This is a genomic window from Pectobacterium quasiaquaticum, assembly GCF_014946775.2.
Taxonomy (GTDB): domain Bacteria; phylum Pseudomonadota; class Gammaproteobacteria; order Enterobacterales; family Enterobacteriaceae; genus Pectobacterium; species Pectobacterium aquaticum.
In genome coordinates this window covers 1,516,492-1,538,707 of record NZ_CP065177.1, presented here as the reverse complement: position 1 = coordinate 1,538,707, position 22,216 = coordinate 1,516,492, and the positions used below count along the sequence as shown (strand labels likewise).

21 protein-coding genes and 2 pseudogenes are annotated in these 22,216 nt (G+C 37.4%); 8 read left to right on the top strand and 15 right to left on the bottom strand.

Going from position 1 to position 22,216, the window contains the following annotated elements:
- Window positions 1-9: 9 nt before the first annotated feature.
- From IG609_RS07060 to IG609_RS07025, 8 genes are all read right to left on the bottom strand, one after another.
- Window positions 10-207 carry a CPCC family cysteine-rich protein gene (locus IG609_RS07060; RefSeq protein WP_174876747.1) on the bottom strand — a complete coding sequence of 66 codons (198 nt, stop codon included), beginning with the start codon at window positions 205-207 and terminating at the stop codon, window positions 10-12.
- A complete protein-coding gene (locus IG609_RS07055; protein ID WP_193397929.1) occupies window positions 197-1,906 on the bottom strand; it encodes an S-type pyocin domain-containing protein in 1,710 nt (569 codons plus the stop codon). The genes IG609_RS07060 and IG609_RS07055 overlap by 11 nt, the downstream gene beginning before the upstream one ends.
- A gap of 179 nt (window positions 1,907-2,085) precedes the next feature.
- Window positions 2,086-3,678: a shufflon system plasmid conjugative transfer pilus tip adhesin PilV gene (pilV, locus tag IG609_RS07050; protein ID WP_193397930.1), complete on the bottom strand. Its 1,593-nt coding sequence runs from the start codon at window positions 3,676-3,678 to the stop codon at window positions 2,086-2,088.
- 141 nt (window positions 3,679-3,819) lie between these two features.
- On the bottom strand, window positions 3,820-4,374 hold the full coding sequence (locus IG609_RS07045) for a type 4 pilus major pilin (RefSeq protein ID WP_193397931.1): 555 nt from the start codon (window positions 4,372-4,374) through the stop codon (window positions 3,820-3,822).
- 141 nt (window positions 4,375-4,515) lie between these two features.
- Window positions 4,516-5,091, bottom strand: coding sequence for a hypothetical protein (locus IG609_RS07040; protein WP_193397932.1), 576 nt, complete (start codon window positions 5,089-5,091; stop codon window positions 4,516-4,518).
- 416 nt (window positions 5,092-5,507) lie between these two features.
- Entirely contained in the window at window positions 5,508-5,852 is a 345-nt protein-coding gene (locus IG609_RS07035; protein WP_193397933.1) for a hypothetical protein, read from the bottom strand.
- Window positions 5,853-6,027: 175 nt separating this feature from the next.
- Window positions 6,028-6,264 carry a hypothetical protein gene (locus tag IG609_RS07030; protein WP_193397934.1) on the bottom strand — a complete coding sequence of 79 codons (237 nt, stop codon included), beginning with the start codon at window positions 6,262-6,264 and terminating at the stop codon, window positions 6,028-6,030.
- Window positions 6,265-6,626: 362 nt separating this feature from the next.
- Window positions 6,627-8,219 (bottom strand): tail fiber protein, encoded by a 1,593-nt coding sequence (locus tag IG609_RS07025; protein ID WP_226374135.1) that lies wholly within the window; start codon window positions 8,217-8,219, stop codon window positions 6,627-6,629.
- Window positions 8,220-8,626: 407 nt separating this feature from the next.
- Between IG609_RS07025 and IG609_RS07020 the strand changes: the two genes are divergently transcribed.
- Window positions 8,627-9,028 (top strand): H-NS family histone-like protein, encoded by a 402-nt coding sequence (locus IG609_RS07020; protein WP_180787367.1) that lies wholly within the window; start codon window positions 8,627-8,629, stop codon window positions 9,026-9,028.
- A gap of 70 nt (window positions 9,029-9,098) precedes the next feature.
- Window positions 9,099-9,368 (top strand): hypothetical protein, encoded by a 270-nt coding sequence (locus IG609_RS07015; protein ID WP_226374136.1) that lies wholly within the window; start codon window positions 9,099-9,101, stop codon window positions 9,366-9,368.
- 272 nt (window positions 9,369-9,640) lie between these two features.
- On the opposite strand, the gene IG609_RS07010 is transcribed toward IG609_RS07015, so the two are convergent.
- The 3 genes from IG609_RS07010 to IG609_RS07000 all read right to left on the bottom strand — a co-directional run bounded on the left by IG609_RS07010 (window position 9,641) and on the right by IG609_RS07000 (window position 10,663).
- Window positions 9,641-10,006, bottom strand: coding sequence for a hypothetical protein (locus IG609_RS07010; protein ID WP_226374137.1), 366 nt, complete (start codon window positions 10,004-10,006; stop codon window positions 9,641-9,643).
- Between the two features lie 118 nt (window positions 10,007-10,124).
- The gene (locus tag IG609_RS07005; protein ID WP_193397937.1) at window positions 10,125-10,409 is read right to left on the bottom strand and encodes a conjugal transfer protein TraD; all 285 of its coding nucleotides are present in this window, start codon (window positions 10,407-10,409) and stop codon (window positions 10,125-10,127) included.
- A complete protein-coding gene (locus IG609_RS07000) occupies window positions 10,406-10,663 on the bottom strand; it encodes a hypothetical protein (RefSeq protein ID WP_193397938.1) in 258 nt (85 codons plus the stop codon). Before IG609_RS07000 ends, IG609_RS07005 begins: the two co-directional genes overlap by 4 nt.
- Window positions 10,664-11,023: 360 nt before the next feature.
- Here IG609_RS07000 and IG609_RS06995 point away from each other — a divergent pair, with 360 nt between their 5' ends.
- Window positions 11,024-11,710 (top strand): hypothetical protein, encoded by a 687-nt coding sequence (locus tag IG609_RS06995; protein WP_180786610.1) that lies wholly within the window; start codon window positions 11,024-11,026, stop codon window positions 11,708-11,710.
- Between the two features lie 43 nt (window positions 11,711-11,753).
- On the opposite strand, the gene IG609_RS06990 is transcribed toward IG609_RS06995, so the two are convergent.
- Window positions 11,754-12,506, bottom strand: a complete 753-nt coding sequence (locus tag IG609_RS06990) for a hypothetical protein (RefSeq protein WP_193397939.1) — start codon at window positions 12,504-12,506, stop codon at window positions 11,754-11,756.
- 644 nt (window positions 12,507-13,150) lie between these two features.
- Here IG609_RS06990 and mobQ point away from each other — a divergent pair.
- From mobQ to IG609_RS06970, 4 genes and pseudogenes are all read left to right on the top strand, one after another.
- Complete coding sequence (gene mobQ / locus IG609_RS06985) at window positions 13,151-14,566, top strand: MobQ family relaxase (protein ID WP_193397940.1); 1,416 nt, start codon at window positions 13,151-13,153, stop codon at window positions 14,564-14,566.
- A 657-nt stretch (window positions 14,567-15,223) separates the two neighbouring features.
- Entirely contained in the window at window positions 15,224-17,716 is a 2,493-nt protein-coding gene (locus tag IG609_RS06980) for an SIR2 family protein (RefSeq protein WP_193397941.1), read from the top strand.
- 139 nt (window positions 17,717-17,855) lie between these two features.
- Window positions 17,856-18,220: pseudogene (locus tag IG609_RS06975) on the top strand (IS481 family transposase); the annotation flags it as partial.
- A pseudogene (locus IG609_RS06970) lies at window positions 18,197-18,406 on the top strand (IS3 family transposase); the annotation flags it as partial. The pseudogenes IG609_RS06975 and IG609_RS06970, both read left to right, overlap by 24 nt.
- 801 nt (window positions 18,407-19,207) lie before the next feature.
- Here the strand turns inward: IG609_RS06970 and IG609_RS06965 are convergent.
- Window positions 19,208-19,864, bottom strand: a complete 657-nt coding sequence (locus IG609_RS06965; RefSeq protein WP_193397943.1) for a hypothetical protein — start codon at window positions 19,862-19,864, stop codon at window positions 19,208-19,210.
- A 16-nt stretch (window positions 19,865-19,880) separates the two neighbouring features.
- The gene (locus IG609_RS06960) at window positions 19,881-20,435 is read right to left on the bottom strand and encodes a membrane lipoprotein lipid attachment site-containing protein (protein ID WP_193397944.1); all 555 of its coding nucleotides are present in this window, start codon (window positions 20,433-20,435) and stop codon (window positions 19,881-19,883) included.
- Between the two features lie 633 nt (window positions 20,436-21,068).
- On the opposite strand from IG609_RS06960, the gene IG609_RS06955 reads away from it, so the two are divergent.
- A complete protein-coding gene (locus IG609_RS06955) occupies window positions 21,069-21,446 on the top strand; it encodes a hypothetical protein (RefSeq protein WP_193397945.1) in 378 nt (125 codons plus the stop codon).
- An 87-nt stretch (window positions 21,447-21,533) separates the two neighbouring features.
- Here the strand turns inward: IG609_RS06955 and IG609_RS06950 are convergent, their stop codons facing one another.
- On the bottom strand, window positions 21,534-22,160 hold the full coding sequence (locus IG609_RS06950; protein WP_193397946.1) for a DUF2971 domain-containing protein: 627 nt from the start codon (window positions 22,158-22,160) through the stop codon (window positions 21,534-21,536).
- Between the last annotated feature and the right edge of the window lie 56 nt (window positions 22,161-22,216).

The following is a 22,216-nucleotide window of genomic DNA, read 5'->3' as shown; positions in this document are numbered from 1 at the left end:
ACTATTACATCATTTAACTTTTTGACCATTTCTAAAAACTTCTCTAGCTTCGTTTAAACTCATCTTGTTTGCTCCACTTCTATCAGGATTTTTAGACTGAAAAGGATCGTCCTCCCACCCACAATTAGAGCAAATATCATATTCACCTAGCACTTCAAATTCATGCTTACCGCAGCATGGACAGGGGTAATCATATTCATTGGTCATTCCAGTAATCCATTTTATCTGTGGGCTTAAACATTGTCCGGGGAGCGTTATCTTTAGATTTTGAAGCAAATATATTAGTTTCTGGATGATAGAAAAGTTCATCACCGTTGTCACGAGTTTTAGTTAACGTTCCATCAGGAGGCTTATTCATAAAATCATGAGCGGCATCAACATATTGCTTTGCATTCTTTAATTCTGGAAACTCATGCCCATGTTTTTCCCAATGTTTGTAAGCATTTCTAACCTCCGTAATTTTCTTTCTTCGAGTCCAGATGGGGTCGAGTGGGTTCTTACTCAAATAAACATAAATCGGTGGAAACGCATTCTCAGGGAACACCAGAATGTAATCCCGAAAATCCTTCTCGTCCGGCATCGGTGTCGCAAGAATGCTGACATCATCCATCTCTGGAATTTCAAATCCCGGCACTGCTGACGGAATAACAGGCTGTTCACCATGTGCCGTATCTGTAGGTAATTCCATGCCCGGATTATCCGGTGTCCATAAAATCGTCGGTCCGGTTGCCCCCTCTTCCCAGAACTCGTAACGGTTATTGGGGAAATCATGTTTCAGTAATCTGACGCGCACCTGATCACGACCACTTTCCATACTGGTGTGGTAGCCAACCGCCTTCAGACTGCCCGTTTCCTCATCTTCCACCCACTGATAACGCACACGACTGGGAACGGTTCCCTGCTTCTTCGCTACCTCCAGTAGCTTTTCCTGTGTCAGCAAATCGTCTTTTTCACCCTTCAGGAGATCCTGAATCAACGCCCCCATCAGCAAGAAACTTTGCGCCATCTGCAACTGGCCTTGCCAGATTGATGGACCAGAAAGACGTTTCATCTGATGTGTCAGTGACTTTGCGGCATCCTGATTAGCCTGCGCTACCGCTCCACCCGCAGCAGCGGTCGCCCCCGCCTGTGCTGCCGTACCGGCCATTACCACTTGTTGAGGGGGCGGCAACATTGCCGCATCCGCTTTGCCCACTAACAGATCAAATACCGTTTTATACCACGGCTCCATCGGGGGTATCTGAGGCTTGTTAATCGCACCGGGCGGGGTCTTCGGTAACGGCTCGTTTTTTCCGGCAAATGACTGAGGAGGAGAAACAGCAGAAGACGTGTTTTTCTTTTTCGCTGCCTGCGCATACTGCTTTACCTCAACTGATTTTTCTTGCGAGGGATTAGCCTGCTCAACAGGCTCGGCGACATAAAAACTCATTTCCCCAATATTGCCCTGTGGCTCGTCTTCCTTTCCCGCATCAGTACAACCCGCGCCACGTAAACAGGATTTGGCAAAAACAGGCTCAACTGCCAGCATTGGTGTTAACACCAGCAATGGCGCACGGGTTAATGCTGCCTGTTTAGCGCAGTCCTGAACGGGAGAACGATGGGGTGTATCACCAATAATGACATTGCCACTGCCAGATATGATGACGCCACCGCAATTGATGCCATCCCCAATACGCGCAGCATTTTTACCGTTAATAATGACGGTGGATGAACCTTCGGCAATTTTTCGGGAATGAACACCATGGGGTGCATTGGGACAGGGACAACCGTGAAGCAGAACAGCATCACCTTGTCGGGCAGCAGGCTGACCATTAATAATGACATCAGAACTGCCTTCGATTATCGGGGTTTCAGGGAAACAGTCATGACCACTTCCAATGTCGTTGAGACGAGCAGCACCCGGCATTGTCATTCTCCTTTGACAGTAAAACATTCCTTTCGAGAGCTGAATGTTGGGCGCTTTTTATGGATGATTCAATACCGAAACCCGTATCAGAACGACAAATAGACGTTATTAACGAAATTTTTATTTAGGATCAGATATTATTTACTATTAAACCAAAAAAATAGTTTAATAAGGCTTCCTCACTGGGACAAAGAAACTATTATGTCTGTTTTTATAGCAAGATAGGCACTATCCAACTCAACAGAAATAACATCTCCTTGGTTAACAGCGTGTTTGAACATTTGAGCATCCACTCCTGTTTTCTGATATCCCCAATAATGCCCACGACTACCACCTTTTTCCACATAAATGTATGTCGTCATTTTACCTATCAACGTGCTGTTAACGTACACATTAAAATTGGCTGATGTCGTGTGAGAACCATCCCTGTGATTAAATAATGTAGCAAGAGAGACATTGAGATAATTAAAATCCCCCGTGGACTGAAAACGTAAACTATCAGTGGCTGTTCGGGTGATACTTCCGCCACCTGTTCCTTTCCATATGCCTGATTGGCAGAATAATATCGCGCCTGTTTCATCCCTGCTTATCAGACCATCAGGCGAACAAACTTCACCCGCAATTGATATTGAAGCAGGCTGCAAATATTTACCCGTAATATTTCCTGACGCAGAAATGGCCCCTGTCATTTTTCCATCATTTGAACCCGATAAGGTAAGGTCGCCTCTCACTCTTTGGCTTCCCCAGATATCGAGCTTAACAGAGGAATTGTTATTCCCATTCAGGGAAAGGTAGCCATCACCTGCTCCGCCAGATACATTCAACAGGATCATATTTGGATCGCTGGTACCACCGCCACCAATCTGAAGTTTGCTGCTCTGGGTTTTGGCTGAAATGTAGTTTTCAGAGTTGATGCCGTTTTTTACCGTAAGCTGGCTGTTCATTGATACGTTCTTACCAAATGTGGAAAAACCAATAACATTTAAATCCTCAGACACATTAACGTTCTTGGCAAAACGCCCATAGATGCCATTAAATGAGGTCGCGTTCACGTCACCCGATGCGGTAATGTCTTTGGCGTTGTTGATACTCTGGCCTCCCATATTCAAATCACCTGTCATAGGGAGTGTTCCATCACGACGGAGGTAAACGGAATACATAGAACTGTCATATCCAACACGGTAGGCCAGCAATCCCGCTGCATTTATCCCACTGTAGCTATTTTGGCTCTCAGTCCATTGACCAGCAGTTCCCGATGCCACCGTAGCGGATTGCGTCATACCACTATCAATGCCAGCCGCTTGCATAGCACGGCCTAATAAGTCATAGCGAACACGGTTTCCTTCTGACCACGGCAATGTGGTGATAACCAGTCCGTTAATAACGTAATTAGGTGAACCTCCATCGCGCTTTAACATGATTTTATAAGATGATTTCTGCGCATTGATTCCGGTATAACTGACAGGCAACAGCCCTTCATTCACTAATGTTTGATAAGTGATTTCACAACCATTAGCAGAACAGGTTCTTGGTCCCGGATCGCTGCTCTGGCTGCTGCTTGAAGTTAATGTTGAAAGTTTGTCATAGCGGATACTGATGTAACGATTAACCGCTTCTCCCATTTGTTTCATCTGTGAACCTACGGTATTCGCCACTATTTTCTCTTGATCGCTTTTCATGTCCTGAAACTTTATGAATGCCATTGCTGTGCCGATACCTAACACTAATGTGACTTCCAATAGGGAAAACCCTTTTTGATTTGTTATTTTCATTTTTCATCGTCCTTTTTATTTACACACATTTTAATTAGCAAAAATTAAAAATCGGTCAAGATATCGACAAAGCATTAATAAAATAAAAAGAATAAATGGCTTTCATTATCTTTCATGGTTTTTTGCAAAAACAGTCTGTATCTATAACGATGTGAATATTAAAATGTTATTCTCACTCGCACTACATGCTTCAGACACGTCGCCGGTATTAATATTCCCATCAGCATTTTTAACCGTTATTGAACCTACTTGTATGATATAAAAATTTGCTGCTGTAGCAGAAATCAATCTGGCACATTCAGCCGCAGGCACCCCATTATAAGTTATAGTAAATGCACTTCCGGGTGTCCCTGCTGGACCTGTATCGTCAGATGCCAAGACAACATTCCCTCTCCACGAATTTACAATATAAAACCCAAGAGCGAACCTCTTTACCATGTTGTCTGGAAATACCCCAGCTTTATACATAGAACCATTAACCACCCCAGAATAAGAATTCGTTGAGGCATATACTGACTGGACTCCTGCTTGTATTGCTGCAATATTCTTCACTTCGGCTTCTACACGCTGTGCTGCCTGAACCTTGGGGTAAACAATAAACGCGCTAACAATCAACCCAGCAATAACACCTAAAACCAATATTAGCTCAAGCAGAGAGAACCCTTTTCTATATTTTCTGTTTTTTAATAGCACCATGTTTAACTCCTTTTCATCCAAACGATGAAAAACAGATAAACAATTACATTGAATCAAACAATAGATAGCGGCATATAATTAGCGGGATAACTGACGAACGGCTGACATTAACGTTAAAATACCTTATCAAAAATATTTTTACTAAATTTTATTTCTTCTTATATTGGTTACCGCCTGCTGTATTAAACTTGTGTCATCATAACCGTTGAGGCTTTCATCATTAACTTCTCGATACAGGCTTGAATGTTTTTCACATATAATTTTTGCTGAGCGTATCATTGTGTTAAATAAATCGTCAGTTATTCCCAATGAGTTTGGGCCAGTTTTTCCATCAAGATAATTTATGTAAAAAAGCAAAATCGCATATTTGTATCCCACATAAGGAACGGGATATGTCCTTCCATCAGGATGCTGCATACGGTATGCATACGACACTTTAGTCCCTTTAGGTAAAGAATAAAGATCTTCCCCTGTAGAAAAATCTTGCGCAACAAAAAACCTGTCTTTGTTTAAAAAGATAACTTTCCGAGGCTGGTATCCTTCATGAAATAATTTATCCACGAGATCTTTTAGTTTAACAGCATCTATCTTTCCTAATTGGGATAAGTTTGGAATATTCACCTTACTCATCAAACCGCTGTGCCTTAAATCTTTCACAGCATCGGTCCATTTTGTTCTCTCTTTTACTGACACTCTATTTGATTCCACTTCACCCATATGCATATCCTTAATTAAATATATTCTAAAATAAATTAACATTTTATTGTTGTTTTGACTTCTCCACCATCTAAACCATGGAAACAGACTTACCGTTTTCGAAGGAAGTGGACTATTCTTTCATCGTGCTTTCACTAATTGGTTTTTCCGAAATTTTTCATTTCGTTTTAACCATTTCATTAATAACAAACTGCCAGTTTGTTATCCCGTTATGCTCACTCTACAAAAATAGAATTTTTTGTGATTATCCAGAAGCTAACGCCGCTTGCTCAGCGGCTATTTCATTACTTTTTATATATTAATTTTTCATGACAGTTACGACATACAATCGTATTCCTTAAAATTAAATTATAGTTATACTTTATTTAACACAACACCTTGCGGTTAAGTTTTCCATGCGACTTTTTGATAAAATTTTACTTAGGCCTTCTATTAATAGTTTTGGGTGTCAATTTTGAATTTTCATATTTTTCAAAACCTAAGTCATCTGTCAATGATAATCCATTTCTAAGATGAGAATAAACAATATCACTTATGTCTTTCTTCAACTTATCCAACTCTTTATTATCATTTACTTCAAAAAACTCACGGAGGAAAGGAATTGATGTAACATCCTCTCTGTTTATTTCTCTATGTGATGAACCGATTTCAGTGTTAGAATATTTATATTTCACCTCATCCCTATATAAATAAACTATTGTTCTTTCTCGCTTATCATCGTAATAAAAATTAATACCAAATGGTTGATTGTTTTTTTTCATATATAAACTCAAGAGAGTTTGATATATTATTATACCCACAGAATTTAGAACTTCTCATTATTAACCCCTTATATTTAATTAAAATAACCTCTTTTAGTTTTTTATTGTGCTATTTATAGCATCTAATAATAAATAAAAAATTATACAGAATAAAACAATAGGCAGCCGAATGTAATTAGCGGGTTAACTGACGAACGGCTGATGCGAGAGAAAGAGGTTCTATATTCAGATTTTTGACACACTCTTTTCTTCCATCAGGATATACTTTTACCAGTTTTCCTTCTGAAATACAGTGGATAGGTATTCCAGCCCTGAATGCCTCGTTGATCGCTTTCTGTGAGGCGTTTTTGGCAATTCGACTTAACACTGCCGTCTCCTCAAGCGGATTTTTCTTTGATTTCTTCTTTTCCATGATTCATAACCATTTTCATTGAAATTTTATTGATTGCTAAAAAATACAAAACACTGTCCATATTTTTTATTTCACATCGCCTGCCTGCATTTCATTTAGAATAGTTATACTCTTATCGGAGATCACGGTGGTAGAAACCCCAACCACCCGCCAGAGTGTCTATGATACTGCCTGTTTCGGATTTGTATTTATAATACAATTAATAGCTTATTAATTTCAAATTTAATCCATGTTGAAATTTATTATTGATAATTACTTCAATGAATTTTTAATATAATAAAGATTGTATTCAACACATTGACACACGAAAAATTTATTATATGGATTATATTTCAACTCATCTTTTATTAAGAATATACATCTCACTCTGATTTGATGATATAAATAAATGATATGTTTTTAGGTCGGGTTTCGTCAGCAGACCTTGTAGTATAACTACTATCAAATTGAACCTGTTTTCCCCAATCATCATTACCACCATTTTTATAATTCGTATTCCAGTTTCCAGTTGTTTTAAATGAACCATTAAAATGTCCACGATAACGGTTAGCAACAGGAAAAGAGCCTGTTATTTTCTGTAGGGCATCATCTTGATAACTACCTAAATCTCTACCAACATCTAATCCACGGCCTTGATCGTCTCCTCTAATAAATAAACCTCTCAGGTCAGGTAACTTACCGGAAGGATAAACTAACGCTAATTTAGGATAGGTATTTTTATTAAAGGATTGTCCATTAGCGACTAACCAACCCGATGGTATTGTTGTTGAAGGCCACGGTTGAGGAATACCAATAGGAATACCATCACTGGCAGGAGAAGCCCACTTGCCGTTAACACAAGAAAGTATGTTTCCATTTAAATCGCTACTAATCAGACCGATTTCATTGCACACCTGACCTGAGACATTAACGCTAACTGATTTTAGATAGTTTCCTGAGACAATTTTATTGGATGAAATATTGCCAGAGGCTGTAATATTACCGCTACTATTACTATCACCGGTTACAAAAAAATCCCCTTTATTATCCTGACGCCCCCACACTTGAAGACGCTGCTCATTTGATAAGCCTCCAGATCTCCATAATGTTAAAGGCTTTGCTGAACCTAATCTGAATTCATAGTCATTAGCATCCCCACCACCAATATAGAATATCTCGCCACCACCATTATGACCTATCAACTGCTTTCCTGATATTATATTCCCACCGGATGATATATCACCACCAAAATCGCCTGAAGCAGTTGCTGTGATGTTTTTAGCATTACCTATGTTTTTACCTCCCATATTTAAGTCTCCTGTCATAGGTAATGTTCCATCACGGCGGAGATAAACAGTATACATCGTACTATCAAAACCAGTGCGGTAAGCTAATAGACCCTCAGCCGTAATATTACGGAAGTCAGAGGCTTTTTCAGACCATTGAGCCTCATAGCCAGAAGCAACAGTTGCACTCTTAGTCATACCGCTATCGATGCCAGCAGATAACATCGCCTTTCCTAATAGGTCATAACGCATTTTTGATCCCTCAGACCAAGGAAGCGTTGTAGTAATTAATCCATTAATGACATAGTTAGGACTGATACCATCACGTTTTAATATTATCTTATAGGCAGACTTCTGTGCATTCAGCCCCGTAAAACTGGAAGGTAATAATCCTTCATTAATTAATGTCATGTATGTGATTTCACATACACTACCACTACACATCCTTGGACCCGGATCTGATCCATTCTCGGCAGCATTCGATAACGTTGAAAGTTTATCGTAACGAATATTGATATACCCATTCACGGCTTCACCCATCTGCTTCATTTGCTGACCAACAGCAGAAGCCAGAACATTCTCTTGTTCTGTTTTCATATCCTGAAATTTAATAAAACCTACCGTAGCACCTACGCCAACAACTAATACAAGTTCTAATAGTGAGAACCCTTTTTGAAATTGTTTATTCATTTCCATTGTCCTTTTTTATTTTTCACCTACTATTCAATTAGCAAGTTAAAGAAATAAATCAATACAACCGTGAATCAATTTCTTACAAATTAACATCTCTTTATTATGAATAATAAAAGATATTAGAATGTAGTACCTTAATTGAAGAACTACAGACGAACAAAAAGAGAGTAACAATGTGCGAACCCCATAAAATATTTATATTAAAATAGCTTGATATGATTAATTATCGCAATTACTCAGGTAATATTTTATAATATTATTGTTTCAGATGGTAAAATTTCAGTGCTCATAAATATTTTTTAATCTGTACTTACTTATCTGTAATGATATACAATACTGCATTTATATAGTAAGTCCTAATAACATCCATCCAAGATTCTTTATCACCATCAGGATAATAAGTTATGAGTGAAGCACTTAAAGTATTAAATAACATTCGTACCCTACGTGCTCAGGCGCGTGAAACCGATCTGGCAACATTGGAAGAAATGCTGGAAAAACTCACTGTGATTGTAGAAGATCGCCGTGAAGAAGAAGCCAGCACACAGCAACAAAACGCAGAGCGTCAGGCCAAAATTGAAGCTCTTCGTGCTCAACTTCTGGAAGATGGTATTGATCCATCCGAATTGCTTGGTTCTGCTTCTGCAACCAAGTCAGCAAAATCTAAACGTGAGCCTCGCCCTGCCAAATATAAATATGTCGATGAAAACGGCAGTGAAAAGTTATGGACAGGTCAAGGCCGTACTCCTAAAGCTATCAAGGAAGCACTTGATAACGGTAAGAGCTTGGAAGATTTTGCTATCTGATAAAGCCACGAAAACGAATCCGCTAATCTATAGTTAGCGGATTTATTATATTACGCGAAGAGATTATTGTATGGATGATTACATTTACCGCATCGATACCGCTGTAAAACTTAAAAAAATTCAGGATGGTTTCTTTCGCGCCAAAAGATGGGAAAACAGAAATGGGATAGACTATCCCCATAAGCTTCTAAAAGACCACTACGCAGAACTCGCGCCAGCCGAGGGGGTTTACCTAATGTGCTTCTATTCAAGCCAGCAAAAAGCTGAAATATCGTTAAAAAAGACTTCTCCTATCTCGGTGATTGTCAGATTTCACGTTGTCGTAAAGAAACTGTATTAGATGCTGGTTTCATAGAAAGTTGGGATGACGGTTTTCATGTTGGCGAGGCTTATTTATTTTGGTGTCAGGAAGTACTGAACCAAAGTAACACTAAATTCTCATGCATGGGTATTTCTTTAGAGCACATTGAAACAATGAGACAGGGAGAATGGATATCACTAATCGATTACATAAAAAATAATTCACCTTCTGTTAATACAACATTGGAATCATTTTCATCCCCCAAAGATACATCAGGGGTTCAAAGCAAAAAAACATGGTGGAAATTTTGGTCATGAAAAATAAGAAGTATCTATCTTCAGGAAACGGAACGTGATGAACTCGTGTACAGGGTATTCATTTCCAACGGGGAGAAGACCGCTAATATATTCCTTCAAACTATCTCGGCAATGCTCTGGTATATCTGAATCGATTAAAGCCTTTAGATTTTTAAGTTCAATTAATTGGATTATTTTCCCATAATCAATGATAACAAATTTTGCTTCTCTCAAATAGACCAATACTTCTATGATAGTGAACAATAATCTACAACCTCTACCGTGCCAAATATAATCACTTTCGATTGATGGTAATTGTTCAAAAATCATTTTATATATATCTTCAGGCGTTCCTGTAGAAAATATTTCTTTAGAATACATATTTCCCCTATTTTTATTTTATCTGAATTGGCTACCGCGCCCTCTAGGGCTTGCTCAACAGTTCACCGACCTAAAAGCAAGTTTTAGACCGGTTCACCGTTCGGACGTGAAAAAATAATTAACATTTGGATTTATTTATAACATTCTCGATATAGATTTGTCCTCGCTCTCTGTAGGACTCAATATCACGCTCAGATAGATTAGATATGTTAAGCAGAACCCCAAAGACTAATTCTTTATCTACATAACCAATATCACATCCTAAGACTTTGGCAACCTCTGCACCGAAAATAATTTTCTGGCGGGTGTTTTCTTTTTTCGTTTGCTGTTTCTTTTTAGCTTCCAAGAAGTATAGACGTTCTTGTGCTGAAGCAATTTGTTGTTTGATCGTTTTTGTTGTCATATATCATCTCCCCAATGTTTTTTCTTGTTGGCATAAGGGATGTCAGCGTAATCATAACCATTACCAATTTTTTTCTTGATTGACTTAATCTTCAATTTAAATTGTTGCTTTATCTGGCGCTGCTTTGCCTGTTCCCTAATATTGATTACTATCTTTTCTGCTTCTAAATAGGCTTGTTCTGTATCGGTATAGATACCATCATCTAAAAGTCGCTTGGCTTCCCAATCAATAGCTTCATCGTTATTTTTATACATTACACCTCCTTGTATTTGTTATATATTCTCCTTTAACACATTTTGAATAATTATCAATACAGGCAACTCATTTTATTTTATAAAAAAACTCATCAAACCGATGTTGATACCCCACATAACAGCATTAATACCTATCGAAATTAATACTATTTCATCCAACTAACCTAAATAGCTTTTCACATTGATGCTTCACTTCTCATCGCGCGAGGCGAAAACTTATACGTGAGAGCTATCAACCTAAAATCATTTTATTTCCATTTTAAGTCTGCTATTATTTTCTAACGTTTCAAAATATATAAACCATCACAAGTATTTAACAACAAATAGAAAATTGACACTCATAATTATTAAGGACTATAAATGAGTTACGAAAGGCTAAACATTTCTATCGATGACTACAATGAATTAAAAACGAAATTACATGCTGAACTTACAAAAATCACTAATATTTTTACAAGGGAAAATTATAGACAAGAGGATGATTTTTTCGCTGCATTTTGCGCTGGGTTATCATTAGCAGAGATATCTTTTGGTAATGGATATTATTTACGCTTTAAGACATCAAAAACTGCACACAAGGGAAAAAATTCTCCTGAACACAGATTCGGATGTGATTTTGGGATTAAGATAGAATGGATTTCTACATCCGATGAAAGCCTTCAAAAAGGTATCATAGGTCAGGCCAAAAATAACACGTTAAAAAACTCTGATACTAAAGATCTCTCAGTACAATGCGCGAAGATGGCGAGAGTCACTGAACATTATATCGTGATTTTAAGAGATAACAGCCATCAGATTCCTGTCGTTCATATAGGAGATCGTGAAAAGAAGTATTTCCATGAAGATAGTATAATTTTCGATGATTATCTTATAGACCATGTTATGGCTTGTTTACATGGAGAAACTAATACAGATGACATTAATACAATGTTAAAAAGTGGTCTTGATGAGTTCAATAGGTTTCTTATCGAGATAGAAACAAACTTACCTAAACCAAAAATAACACTAAAACCTAAGCGTCAGAATAAACCTAAAAATAGGCCTTAACGAATAGAATATGCATGGCAACATCAACCGTTGCCATGTTCAATTATCGCCCATTTGACTCGAATAGCCCCCACGAAATCTTATCATTTTTAGTCAGGAGGTTTTCCTTTTCTAAGTAAGCCTTCAATATATCGAATCCATACTCACCATCAGAGCGGGAATAAAAATCCCACCTCGGATATTTAACTCTTAACTTGAAATATTCAGGCCTGACTAAATTTCCATCAAAAAAAGAACGAATGACATCAAATGTGTCACGATCTTTAAGATCAAGGACATTTCCATTTTCATCATATAATGCATTGATATATTTAAGCTCTTTGAGTTTTAATAGCTCTCTCAAATAAACGAAAGGTACATTATGAGATAAGCGGACAAGATCACTCTCTGTAAACATAATACCCTGTTTAAGCATTTTTATGACTATCGGATTAGACATTAGGTTGTAAGTCAAAAAATGCAAATTGCTTGAAAAATCATTCACCGAAAATGCCACATTTTTTCTATAATCAAAGAAGTTGATTCCATACCAGACAGGGGCTAGAAAGCTATTCCCACACACATAATCAAACGTTGTCTTTGAGAACCTTCTTTCAAATTTATCGACAACATCATCCCTGCTGAGTTTCATGTATTTTCTTTTAGGTGATATTTTTATGCTTGGAGAAATCTTTTTCATTTCCTTAATAAAATCATCTTGTCTCAAGACAAGGTTAAAGTCATTGTTGGTATAGTGCCTAAAGCTTACAACCGTACCATCTTTAAGGCGTGCTGCTGTTGTTATCAAGCCTCCCATTCTGAACCCTCTATTGTTAATTAATAATTGTTATATATTAATTACTCAAATTATTATTCCTTGTCAAAAAAAACAAAACAAAAACCCAAAATGGCAAGGTAAAATAAAAATCAACAACACCACATGATAGTAATCACTAACTATTTTATCTAATACTCTCCGCGTTACTTATTTTTGTCTATTAGTGTTTTTCATTTCACTTATTAAAATTTAATCCTGATTTCCATAATTGACCTGTGAATTGTGCAACAGGGAAAACTACCGATAAACTTGCCTATTTTCTTGTTTTAGCACTTTCCCGCCTTACGGCGGGATAAATTAACACTCTTTTTGTCCTTCGGACGCCATTTAAAAACCCATCATTTTAATATCGCGGAATACTTCAGCCGTTTATCCATATTGCGTCGCTTAATTCGGCGTTTTGTTTTACAGACAGTAATATATTTCGTATTAATTAATGAGAGGAGCTTTTACATTGTTTCTTTTTTTAAGAAAACAATGCCCACTTATACACTCACTTCGTGAGCGTGTGGGGTCTACCGACGGTTGCCTGCCGCAGGCTAAAAGAAAGGTCAACATCAACACAAAAGTTTTTCTTGCGAAAAACTAACAGCAGCATAGTTATATTTGAGGTTATTTATTATATGGCGATTTTTCATCTGGAGTTTAAAATTGTGAAGCGCTCAGAGGGCATGTCTTCCTGTAGGAAGGCTGCTTACCACGCGCGTTGCAGAATAACAGATGATCGCACAGGCAATACCTACGATTTCAGCCATAGAACAGATTTATTCCATAATCAGATATTAGCGCCTGTTTCCGCACCTGCCCATATTATCGAAAGCTCTACCTCTCTTTGGAATGAAGTCGAAAAGGTTGAGCGTCAAAAAGACGGTCAAACAGCCCGCTATTTTGATGTGGCTATCCCTTGCGAACTTAACAATGAAGACAAGATAAAATTAGTTGTTGAATACTGCCAGAAAAATTTCGTTGATAAAGGGATGATTGCCGATATAGCCTTCCACGATTTGGATGGTCAAAACCCCCATGCACATGTGATGTTGACATTAAAACCAATCACCGCTGATGGCTTCGGCAAAAAAGAAAGAAGCTGGAACGACAAAAAAAACGTAATCCTTTGGCGTGAATCATGGTCAGTAATTGCCAACCGCTATCTTGCCTCCGCTGGCAGTAATGAGCGTATTGATCACCGTTCTATTGATACTCAATACAATGAAGCCTTGGAAAACGCAGCTATTACGTTAGATATTGAAGAAAAGGCACTATGGATTGCCAAGGCTACGCTGACCTGCCGCCCCCCTATGCAACGTGTTCATCGTGCTAAATGGAACAGCAAACAGGTTCAGGAAAAACGTGCTGCTGAACAGGCTGTACGTGATGAGATGAAACAAGAAGCTCAGGCCACATACAACACCTTCAAAGATTTGGATCTTCAGATCGTTGTTGACCTCAGAAGTTTCACCGTATCTGAACTACCTGAACCAGTAGAAATTATCCTGACTGAAACGGGTTCGCAGTCGTCATCATCAGAAAACCAAAGACCTGTTTTGGTTGCCCCTGCTCCTCATACACGCACTAAACTGAAAACCTCTCCCCCCTCAACGACCAGAGCAATTAAACGCGCTCCTGTTAAAAGTAAGAGGAAGCAAGCTAAACCCCGTCAGAGTAGTGTGTTCAAGCGTTTCACCCTACTGGTGGTTGAATATATAAGGGAGAAATTCGTCTGGGCCAAGAAGAAGCCAGCCCTTGTTTCAGTCGATGCTGAACATGATAAGCGTGTTGCTGAAAACTACGTGTTTGATGAGGTGCAAGGTATCTATGTGCCACGCGTTGAGTATGAAAAACGTACCAAATTTAACAGTGACACTTATAGTCCAACCAAAGACGAGATCAGACGCTTTCCAAGTCGTCCAGAGAAGGATAAAATTGATGTTGATAACAGTGTGTCTTTCTCGCTATCGCAGCCATCAGAATATACAGGAAAGAACCGTATTCCAAAATTGAGGCTGCCGAGATATTGCCATAATCGTGATTATGAATAACACTGTGTTTATGTATACTGTCACAGACATGATCTGATAGTCGGCAAGGAGCTGTGAGTTCAACTGATCGATGCAACGATATCCTTGAACTAGGGGGACATTGTGTTAGGGGCTGAACACCAGCAGAATCGAGCGGTAAGGCTGCCATAGCTGAGTGTTTCCGAGGCTAAGTTTTATACATAACAAAAAAATATGACTGGATTTCGCTCTATGAGCTAAGAAAGATCCGCTAATTGGAAGAACAAAGCCTTTAAGTCTGGGAGACGATTTAAACTCACAGGAAAGACCTAGTATGTCTACTATTTTGCAACCGAAACAAATTGCAGGCATACGAGGTGGATATCAGGCACGTCATTTATCTGTATAGGTGAAGAAGTCACTTAACCCAGACAATTAATGACTCTGTCAAGGTGTTCATTTCACTGTGTGGGATAGACAAAAAAACATATCATATTATCGATACTATGGTTCCCTATGCTGATGTGAAGTCTGTCAGTATTGAGTAGGTAACTAGTGAATCCTATGCGATGACAGGAATATAAATTAGTTATTCCTGCTCCGTATAGAATATACGGTAAGAAGTTGATTGCTGAAAATACACGATTTTAATTTCTCGCAAATAAATTTATAACGCATCTATTTAAAAAAGGAAATATAATGCAAGAAAAGATAGATTTATTAATAGAAAAAATGAAGTTTGGTGACCCAGTTCTATTTACGGGTGCCGGTTTTTCTTATGGCATGACTAATTTAAAAAATGCTCAACCGAAAGGTGCCACTGATTTAGCTGAAGTTTTATTAAAAAAAGCAGGGGTTATAGATAGTAATGAAATACCACTTAAAGACATCGTTGACCATTATATAAATGAAAGGAAAACAAACGATCTAATAAGTACCTTAGAGGATGAATTTATAATAAGTGAAGTGCGCAGTTACCATAAAGAAGTGGCGAGAATAAATTGGAGAAGATGTTACACAACAAACTATGATTTTGGTTTTGAATTGGCTTGTAATAATATACAAAAAAAAATGAGGACAATAAACCCGCTCACTGGGTCCGAATGTCTTCGAGATGGTAATGTTTGCATTCATATCAATGGTGATATGAATATACTAAGTCAAAAATCACTTTTAAATGAATTTGCACTTGGCGATATATCTTATGTCCTTAATAAATTTGATGAGACATACTGGTTTAAGCTTTTAAAAAAAGACTTTGAAAGCGCCCCAGCAATTGTATTTATAGGTTACTCTCTCTACGATGAGTTGATAAAAAAAATCCTTAAATCAAATGATAGATTCAAAGAAAAGACATTTATTATAACGTCTCCAGATGCTAGCTCATCAGATTTATTTAAGTTAGGGATTTACGGTCATGTATTAAATATTGGAACTGAATGTTTTACAGAAGTTATAAAAACGAAATATACTGAAACCATCTTACCAATTAAACAAGAATCTCTAAGAAATTTTGTAAAATATGAAGATATTGAAGATGTTGAAGAAATAACAATGTTTGATATTAATAATTTCTTACTGTTTGGCAAGATTGACAGAAAAAAAATACACAGTGACTACAAAAATTTTCTTAATAATGAAAGAAACCACTTTATCCCTAGAGTAAATTATATCCTTGAGTGCGTTGAAAAAATCAAAAAGAACAAAAACGTACTCATAAAAAGCGAAATAGGAAATGGGAAAAGTGTTCTTCTGGAACAATTAATAAAGCATTTGTCAGAAACTGAAAATGTTAATATATACACACCAACTGAAATAGACATATCTAGCCCTCCATCATATTCTGATGACTTAGATAAGTTAAAAAATTCAAATGCCTTATCCGTTATAGTATGTGATGATTTAAATCATAATCAATATTTAACATCTGATTTTTCAATGTTAAAAAATGCAAATAATGTGATATTGGTTTCAAGCATTAGGAATATAGAGTTTGACAAGATTGATTTCAAAAATATTGATTTTGACACTATTAACATAGATGAACTATCAACGAAACCTATTAATCAAAATCTGAAAAGTGAAGTTGATTATTTAATTGAGCTAGTAGATATTCTTAACTTCTGGGGCGAGGAAAAAGTAACATTACCAATAAACATAAAAAGAAAAATATTAGCTGATGACTATAAAAATCAAATAAGTGAAACGTTATTAGATCTTCTGTCATCTGAAAATATCATAAGTAAAATCAACGAATACCTTGATTCAATAATAAAAGACCCCAAGACTAGAGATATATCTTTCTTGATATTATTATTTAAATACCTCAATATTCGCATTGATAATTACATAATAAGAGAGTTGTTAGGTAGCGATTACATTGACTCAATTTCATTCAAGAGAAATGAACATATATCCTTATTTTACTCAGATGATAGAGACTCTGGATTTACAAATAAATCTAGTATATTTTGTAGAGTAACATTAAAAAATCTATATACAAACAAATACAAAACTGAAGCATTTTTAAATCTAGTAGGTTTAATTGAGAATGAAAAAAACAGACGGAATAGTGAAAGAGATAGTAATATAATTCATCTTAAAGATAGTCTCATTAAAGAAATAATGAGATTTAGTAATATTGATAATTTACTGAAAGATATGGATGGTAAAAAATCATATTTATTCAGTTATTACAATGATCTAATATTAAAAGCTAAATGGCTGAGCAGAGAATCTCATTACTGGCTTCAACTAGCCATGGCTAAAATAGCCAATGACAGAATCGATGATGCTCAATCTAATTTAAATACCGCCTATGAGTGGGCTAATAAAAAACAAGCTATAAGAAACTATTCGACGTCAAGTATAGACACTCAACAGGCAAGGCTTAACATCAAAAAATCGATAAAAGAACAGCATGACAAGGCTGTATGGGATTATTTTATAAGTGCGCATGTTTTATTATCTAAGTGCGAAAATGACAAGTATCGATATAGACAAGTAAAAGAGTATGATAAATTCTTTACACTTAAATATAACATCCTCTCAGTCAAAAATAAAAATGGTTTTAAATCATGTTGTGAGTACATGCTTTCGCAAATAAAGGGGTTAAACAATATAGATGCAGGTGAATATTCAATAAGATCCTGTGAGTTAATGCTAATTAAAATATTAGATAAGATAAAATAAAATCTATTCAAAAGCGGGCATACTTGGCAACAAAGCAGCCCGCTATAAAGTTCACTATAAATCAGGTTGTTACAATTAGATGTAGGCTACAAAAATATAGTGTATGATTCATAGACATTGTTTCACTATAATGCTCACTATGAACAGTGAAATTAAGCAGCGGCTACAGTCCGGTGATGCAGGATTCGTATGTCGTTGCTTTGGAATTTCTCGCCCTACATTGCGTAAATGGTGGCGAAAATATCTGGCTCAATACATTGCTGGTCTGGAAAGCCATAGCCCTCGCCCTAAACACTCACCATCAACAAAAACTGTCGCTGGCGAAGTCGCACTAATTCTGAAGTTACCTTCACAGCGAAATCTGGGGCAAGACGGATTCAGAGCGAGTTAAAACGAATTCACTCTATCTCACTTGCAATGGCAACGATCCACAAAGTTCTTTGCCAGAATCAGGTAAAACCTGTTGTTAAATTACGGCGGAGCGCAAAGGGATGTTATTACGACAATGCCTGTGCAGAAAGTTTTTTCCACTCGCTGAAAGTGGAATGTATCCACGGTGAGCACTTTGCCAGCCGGGAAATAATGCGAACAACGGTGTTTAATTATATTGAGTACGATTACAATCGCTGTAGTCGCCACAGTACCTGTGGCGGACTCAGCCCGGAACAGTTTGAAAACCAGAACCTCGCAGGGCTGTGTCCACATTACGTGGGTATGATCAGCTTCCCAAGCCATCCGGCTAAGTCAGCATCGCTTGATAGTGATCTTGATTATATACCAACACTAGCGGCTGATAGGAAAGCACCTGTTGCACAGTTGAAACCACCGGATTATCATAACGATTGGACATAAAAAAATCGCATGATTTAAAGTAGATATCCATCAAATACCAACCAGAGTTGATAGACAAATGGTATTACACACTAATAAATCACATGAGACAATTCTACCGATTTATTTCATTATGGAGTAGAACGTTATAATATATTCAAACGAAATATACTCAATCCCAGCTGATTTATACTTGCACAAGCCAATAAATCTTGTAGATATTAACTATAACTGGAAACATGAACTAATATGTCAAATCCCAGAAACGTATGGAATTTATATTCTTCATCGCCGTTATGCCGAATTCGGGGAAGCGCTATATATTGGTAAAACATCTAATTTAAAGAGAAGGATATCTCAAGAGCTAAATGCTAAAGAACTAATTGACCATATAAAGGAAGTCAAAAAAGTGGCAAAGCTTGTCCTTTGCTGAAATACAAGCGCACGGCAATTGTGACAAAGATAAGTACATATATTATATAGAAAATGCTTTAATAGAAATCTCAATGTATACTATTCAACACACAAAAAAAAACACATCTTAAAGAAATAACATAAATCGGAGAAAAACCATTATTTTTATAAAATAAACATACGTGTATAAATAAAAACATAAAAATGGAAGGCACAACATCACCTTCCATTATTTTCTATAAGTCACTATTTTTCATAATTCCCTTGCTCCAAAGCATCCCGATAACGCTGTTGCTCAACAATGCTTAGATTGGGATCAGATAGAACACTCCGCCCCTTCACAGCAATATCGTAATCAATCTGTGATTGCGTCTCATATTCTTTGGTCGGCTTAAAATAATCTGACTGCGGTGCAGATGACGGCGCAGAATAACCGGAATATGTTTTACTCCCAGCACAACCGAGATAAGCCAACAGACAGGCAAACAGAAAAAACAACGTCCACACCACATTGTATCCATTAAGCGTGTATCCGCTGCCATAAGCGTTTGAAAACACGCTATGAAATCTGACGGCATAGACAATCAGGAATGATGACAGGATAACTGCCCGGCTTTTCCCGACAGTTAAATGCTTACGCACGAATTTCACCGTTGGCACCAGCGTGACCGCAAACAGTCCGATAGCAGTGATGATCAGCCATACAGGAAATAACCCGTATTTTTGTGTGGTGTTCTGCGATACCGTCACTAGAGATATGACGAAGAAGGCGTTAAGCAGAAAAAGCCTCAACGCCATCGATACTTTCACATTCTTTGATGCCTTACGAAGAAACAGCACTGGTGCCAGTGATGGTATGTTCATCAACAGACCGATGAAAAGCACCCAATAGATAGAGTTCATAGCGTTCTTCCTGTAATTACCGAGCGGCCCAGCCGTTATTGGTTTTCACCAGAACAATTTTGGCTTCTTCTGGTTCAGCCATCCCCTTAACGCCAGAGAACGCATTTTTATCAACCCAGCCCGGCACTCCATCGAGTTTCCACGTATAGGTCACTTGCGTCATTTTAACGCCATTACCTTCGCTGGGTTCGGTCCAGCTTGTAATCTCAGCAACAGCACGATGACCCACGCAGGCACCTTCCTCACGGTTCCAGAAATCAACCTCTTGTCCTTTGTCTGTTACTTCCAAAACATCAACGCTACTAAAGCCGTTAGGCTGCTGTGAAACGGTGAGAAGCCCCTGTTCAACAAGACCATTCAGGATTTCATCACTGGCACTGTATCCGGCAGAGCGGTAGCCACGGTTAACCTTGATCGGAAAACCTTTATTGAACGCAAAGTCATTGTTTTGCAGTGAGTAGCACAGCTTGGACCTTGATATTTGCGCGTTAATCGCCTTCTCAAAATCACCTTTCTCACCACATCCCGCCAGAACAAGAGCCGTGCAAGCAACGAGTAAAATCTTCTTCATCTTCCCATCCATCCTGATAATCAAAAATGCTGTTATGTAGAGGTTGTCTGCTGTGCACCTGTAGTCGTTGAAGCTTATTGTTACTGGCATAACACGGCAAAACCACCTGATTAACCAATTGATAGGATTCAATTATTTTTAAGGTCCGTCATATCGTTTGTAACGATCAAAAACAAATTAATGATAGATATTAACTATCATAAATTGCTTATTCGATCGATTAAATCAATTACAACACCGATCGAAAAAGCATTATCAATCGTCAATATCTATCAATATCAATTTATCGATCTGTGTTATCGATCATTTTCTTGCTAGATGAATCTTTACTGGATAAAGTGAGCGACAGGGCTACAGGATGATTTATACGCAGGTTCAAGCAGGTGGGACTACAGGCCGTAAGACCTGCTACAAAAGCGGTTCTATAGCCTTTACATCACTGTTATCAATGTAACATCAGGGAAAACAACCATAAGGTATGCCGTTAGCTGATTAGATAAAAAGACTCACAACATCTGATAAGCGGCTTTCTTCGCCAGTCATTAACACAAATTTATATAGCCAGATTCGATATACCTCTGGCCCCGGCTTCTTTACGTCTTTTTTTACGTTTACTGTTTATATGGAGTTAACATGAAAAAACTGTTTATCGCTGCGTTGGTGATCTTACCTCTTACCGCTTGCACTACTTACGGCAACAAATCCCTGAAAGATGAATCCCAGCAGACTGTAAAAACCAAAATCGTTAAAGGGAAAACTACCCAGCAGGAAATCTTAGCTGCATTCGGGGAACCACAAACAAGGGCCACCAACGATGGACAGGAAATGTGGTCTTACTCCAGTATGTCAGGCGAAACTCAGATCTCAAACTACATTCCCGGTCTGGCCCTGCTGAAGAACAGCAACACGGCTCACATGAACTCCCTTGAGATCTGGTTCAAAGGGAATGTTGTTGACCGATATAATTTCAGTCAGACAGCAAGTAAGGTTTCGCGTGGGTTGTTGGATTGAAATGACAGATACAATATCAGGAACTGAATCTTTAGTTCCTGATATTATCATTAACAAAACAATATCTATTAAAAAAAGAATAACACTCTATTTTATATTGTCCCCAATATTTTTCCATGTAATGTTATCAATAAGGGAGGATCTACTAACCTTTATATTTTCACAACCACTTATCTTTTTGACAGTGTTTTTAATCACGTCAAAAAATGGCTTTGGCATCCAAGGACTAACTGAAATTTTACTGATTACATCAATAGGTAATGGAATATCTTTATAGTCTATGTCCTCCAATGAAGGATAAATTAAACGATACTCAGATTCATCCGTAAAGGCAAAGCGCTTCAAAAATGGTAGCTTATCTACATTGACAGTTTTATTGTTTTTAATTTTCTTTAGTGTCATATAGCTTACATCTCCATGAATTATATTTTTTTGCTTATTAAGATGGGCTTCAAATTTATTGAGATCAAATACAATACAGATACCACTTTCCTTTGACGTAAAAACGCTCCAGTGATGATACGTTTCGTTCTTTTTAGTCATGCAAAGAGCTAGAGTTTTTTTTAGCCCTTTCTTACTTGTATATATATCCAAGAAATAAGAATCATTTTTATCATCCCATGATTTTGGATCTAGTAATGTAATTTTCTTAGTTGTTAGCATGCACAATAGAGATGGTAGATTTGTATATCTACGCAAATTATTATTTTTCAATTTTCAAAACCCCGAATTACGTTATTTTAGATATAAAAATGCGAATTAACTTCTCT

Bases quoted from the DNA above. Each gene is read 5' to 3' on its own strand.
- IG609_RS07060 (WP_174876747.1), bottom strand. From the start codon at position 207: ATGACCAATGAATATGATTACCCCTGTCCATGCTGCGGTAAGCATGAA.
- IG609_RS07055 (WP_193397929.1), bottom strand. From the start codon at position 1,906: ATGCCGGGTGCTGCTCGTCTCAACGACATTGGAAGTGGTCATGACTGT.
- pilV (WP_193397930.1), bottom strand. From the start codon at position 3,678: ATGAAAATAACAAATCAAAAAGGGTTTTCCCTATTGGAAGTCACATTA.
- IG609_RS07045 (WP_193397931.1), bottom strand. From the start codon at position 4,374: ATGGTGCTATTAAAAAACAGAAAATATAGAAAAGGGTTCTCTCTGCTT.
- IG609_RS07040 (WP_193397932.1), bottom strand. From the start codon at position 5,091: ATGGGTGAAGTGGAATCAAATAGAGTGTCAGTAAAAGAGAGAACAAAA.
- IG609_RS07035 (WP_193397933.1), bottom strand. From the start codon at position 5,852: ATGAAAAAAAACAATCAACCATTTGGTATTAATTTTTATTACGATGAT.
- IG609_RS07030 (WP_193397934.1), bottom strand. From the start codon at position 6,264: ATGGAAAAGAAGAAATCAAAGAAAAATCCGCTTGAGGAGACGGCAGTG.
- IG609_RS07025 (WP_226374135.1), bottom strand. From the start codon at position 8,219: ATGAATAAACAATTTCAAAAAGGGTTCTCACTATTAGAACTTGTATTA.
- IG609_RS07020 (WP_180787367.1), top strand. From the start codon at position 8,627: ATGAGTGAAGCACTTAAAGTATTAAATAACATTCGTACCCTACGTGCT.
- IG609_RS07015 (WP_226374136.1), top strand. From the start codon at position 9,099: ATGGATGATTACATTTACCGCATCGATACCGCTGTAAAACTTAAAAAA.
- IG609_RS07010 (WP_226374137.1), bottom strand. From the start codon at position 10,006: ATGTATTCTAAAGAAATATTTTCTACAGGAACGCCTGAAGATATATAT.
- IG609_RS07005 (WP_193397937.1), bottom strand. From the start codon at position 10,409: ATGACAACAAAAACGATCAAACAACAAATTGCTTCAGCACAAGAACGT.
- IG609_RS07000 (WP_193397938.1), bottom strand. From the start codon at position 10,663: ATGTATAAAAATAACGATGAAGCTATTGATTGGGAAGCCAAGCGACTT.
- IG609_RS06995 (WP_180786610.1), top strand. From the start codon at position 11,024: ATGAGTTACGAAAGGCTAAACATTTCTATCGATGACTACAATGAATTA.
- IG609_RS06990 (WP_193397939.1), bottom strand. From the start codon at position 12,506: ATGGGAGGCTTGATAACAACAGCAGCACGCCTTAAAGATGGTACGGTT.
- mobQ (WP_193397940.1), top strand. From the start codon at position 13,151: ATGGCGATTTTTCATCTGGAGTTTAAAATTGTGAAGCGCTCAGAGGGC.
- IG609_RS06980 (WP_193397941.1), top strand. From the start codon at position 15,224: ATGCAAGAAAAGATAGATTTATTAATAGAAAAAATGAAGTTTGGTGAC.
- IG609_RS06965 (WP_193397943.1), bottom strand. From the start codon at position 19,864: ATGAACTCTATCTATTGGGTGCTTTTCATCGGTCTGTTGATGAACATA.
- IG609_RS06960 (WP_193397944.1), bottom strand. From the start codon at position 20,435: ATGAAGAAGATTTTACTCGTTGCTTGCACGGCTCTTGTTCTGGCGGGA.
- IG609_RS06955 (WP_193397945.1), top strand. From the start codon at position 21,069: ATGAAAAAACTGTTTATCGCTGCGTTGGTGATCTTACCTCTTACCGCT.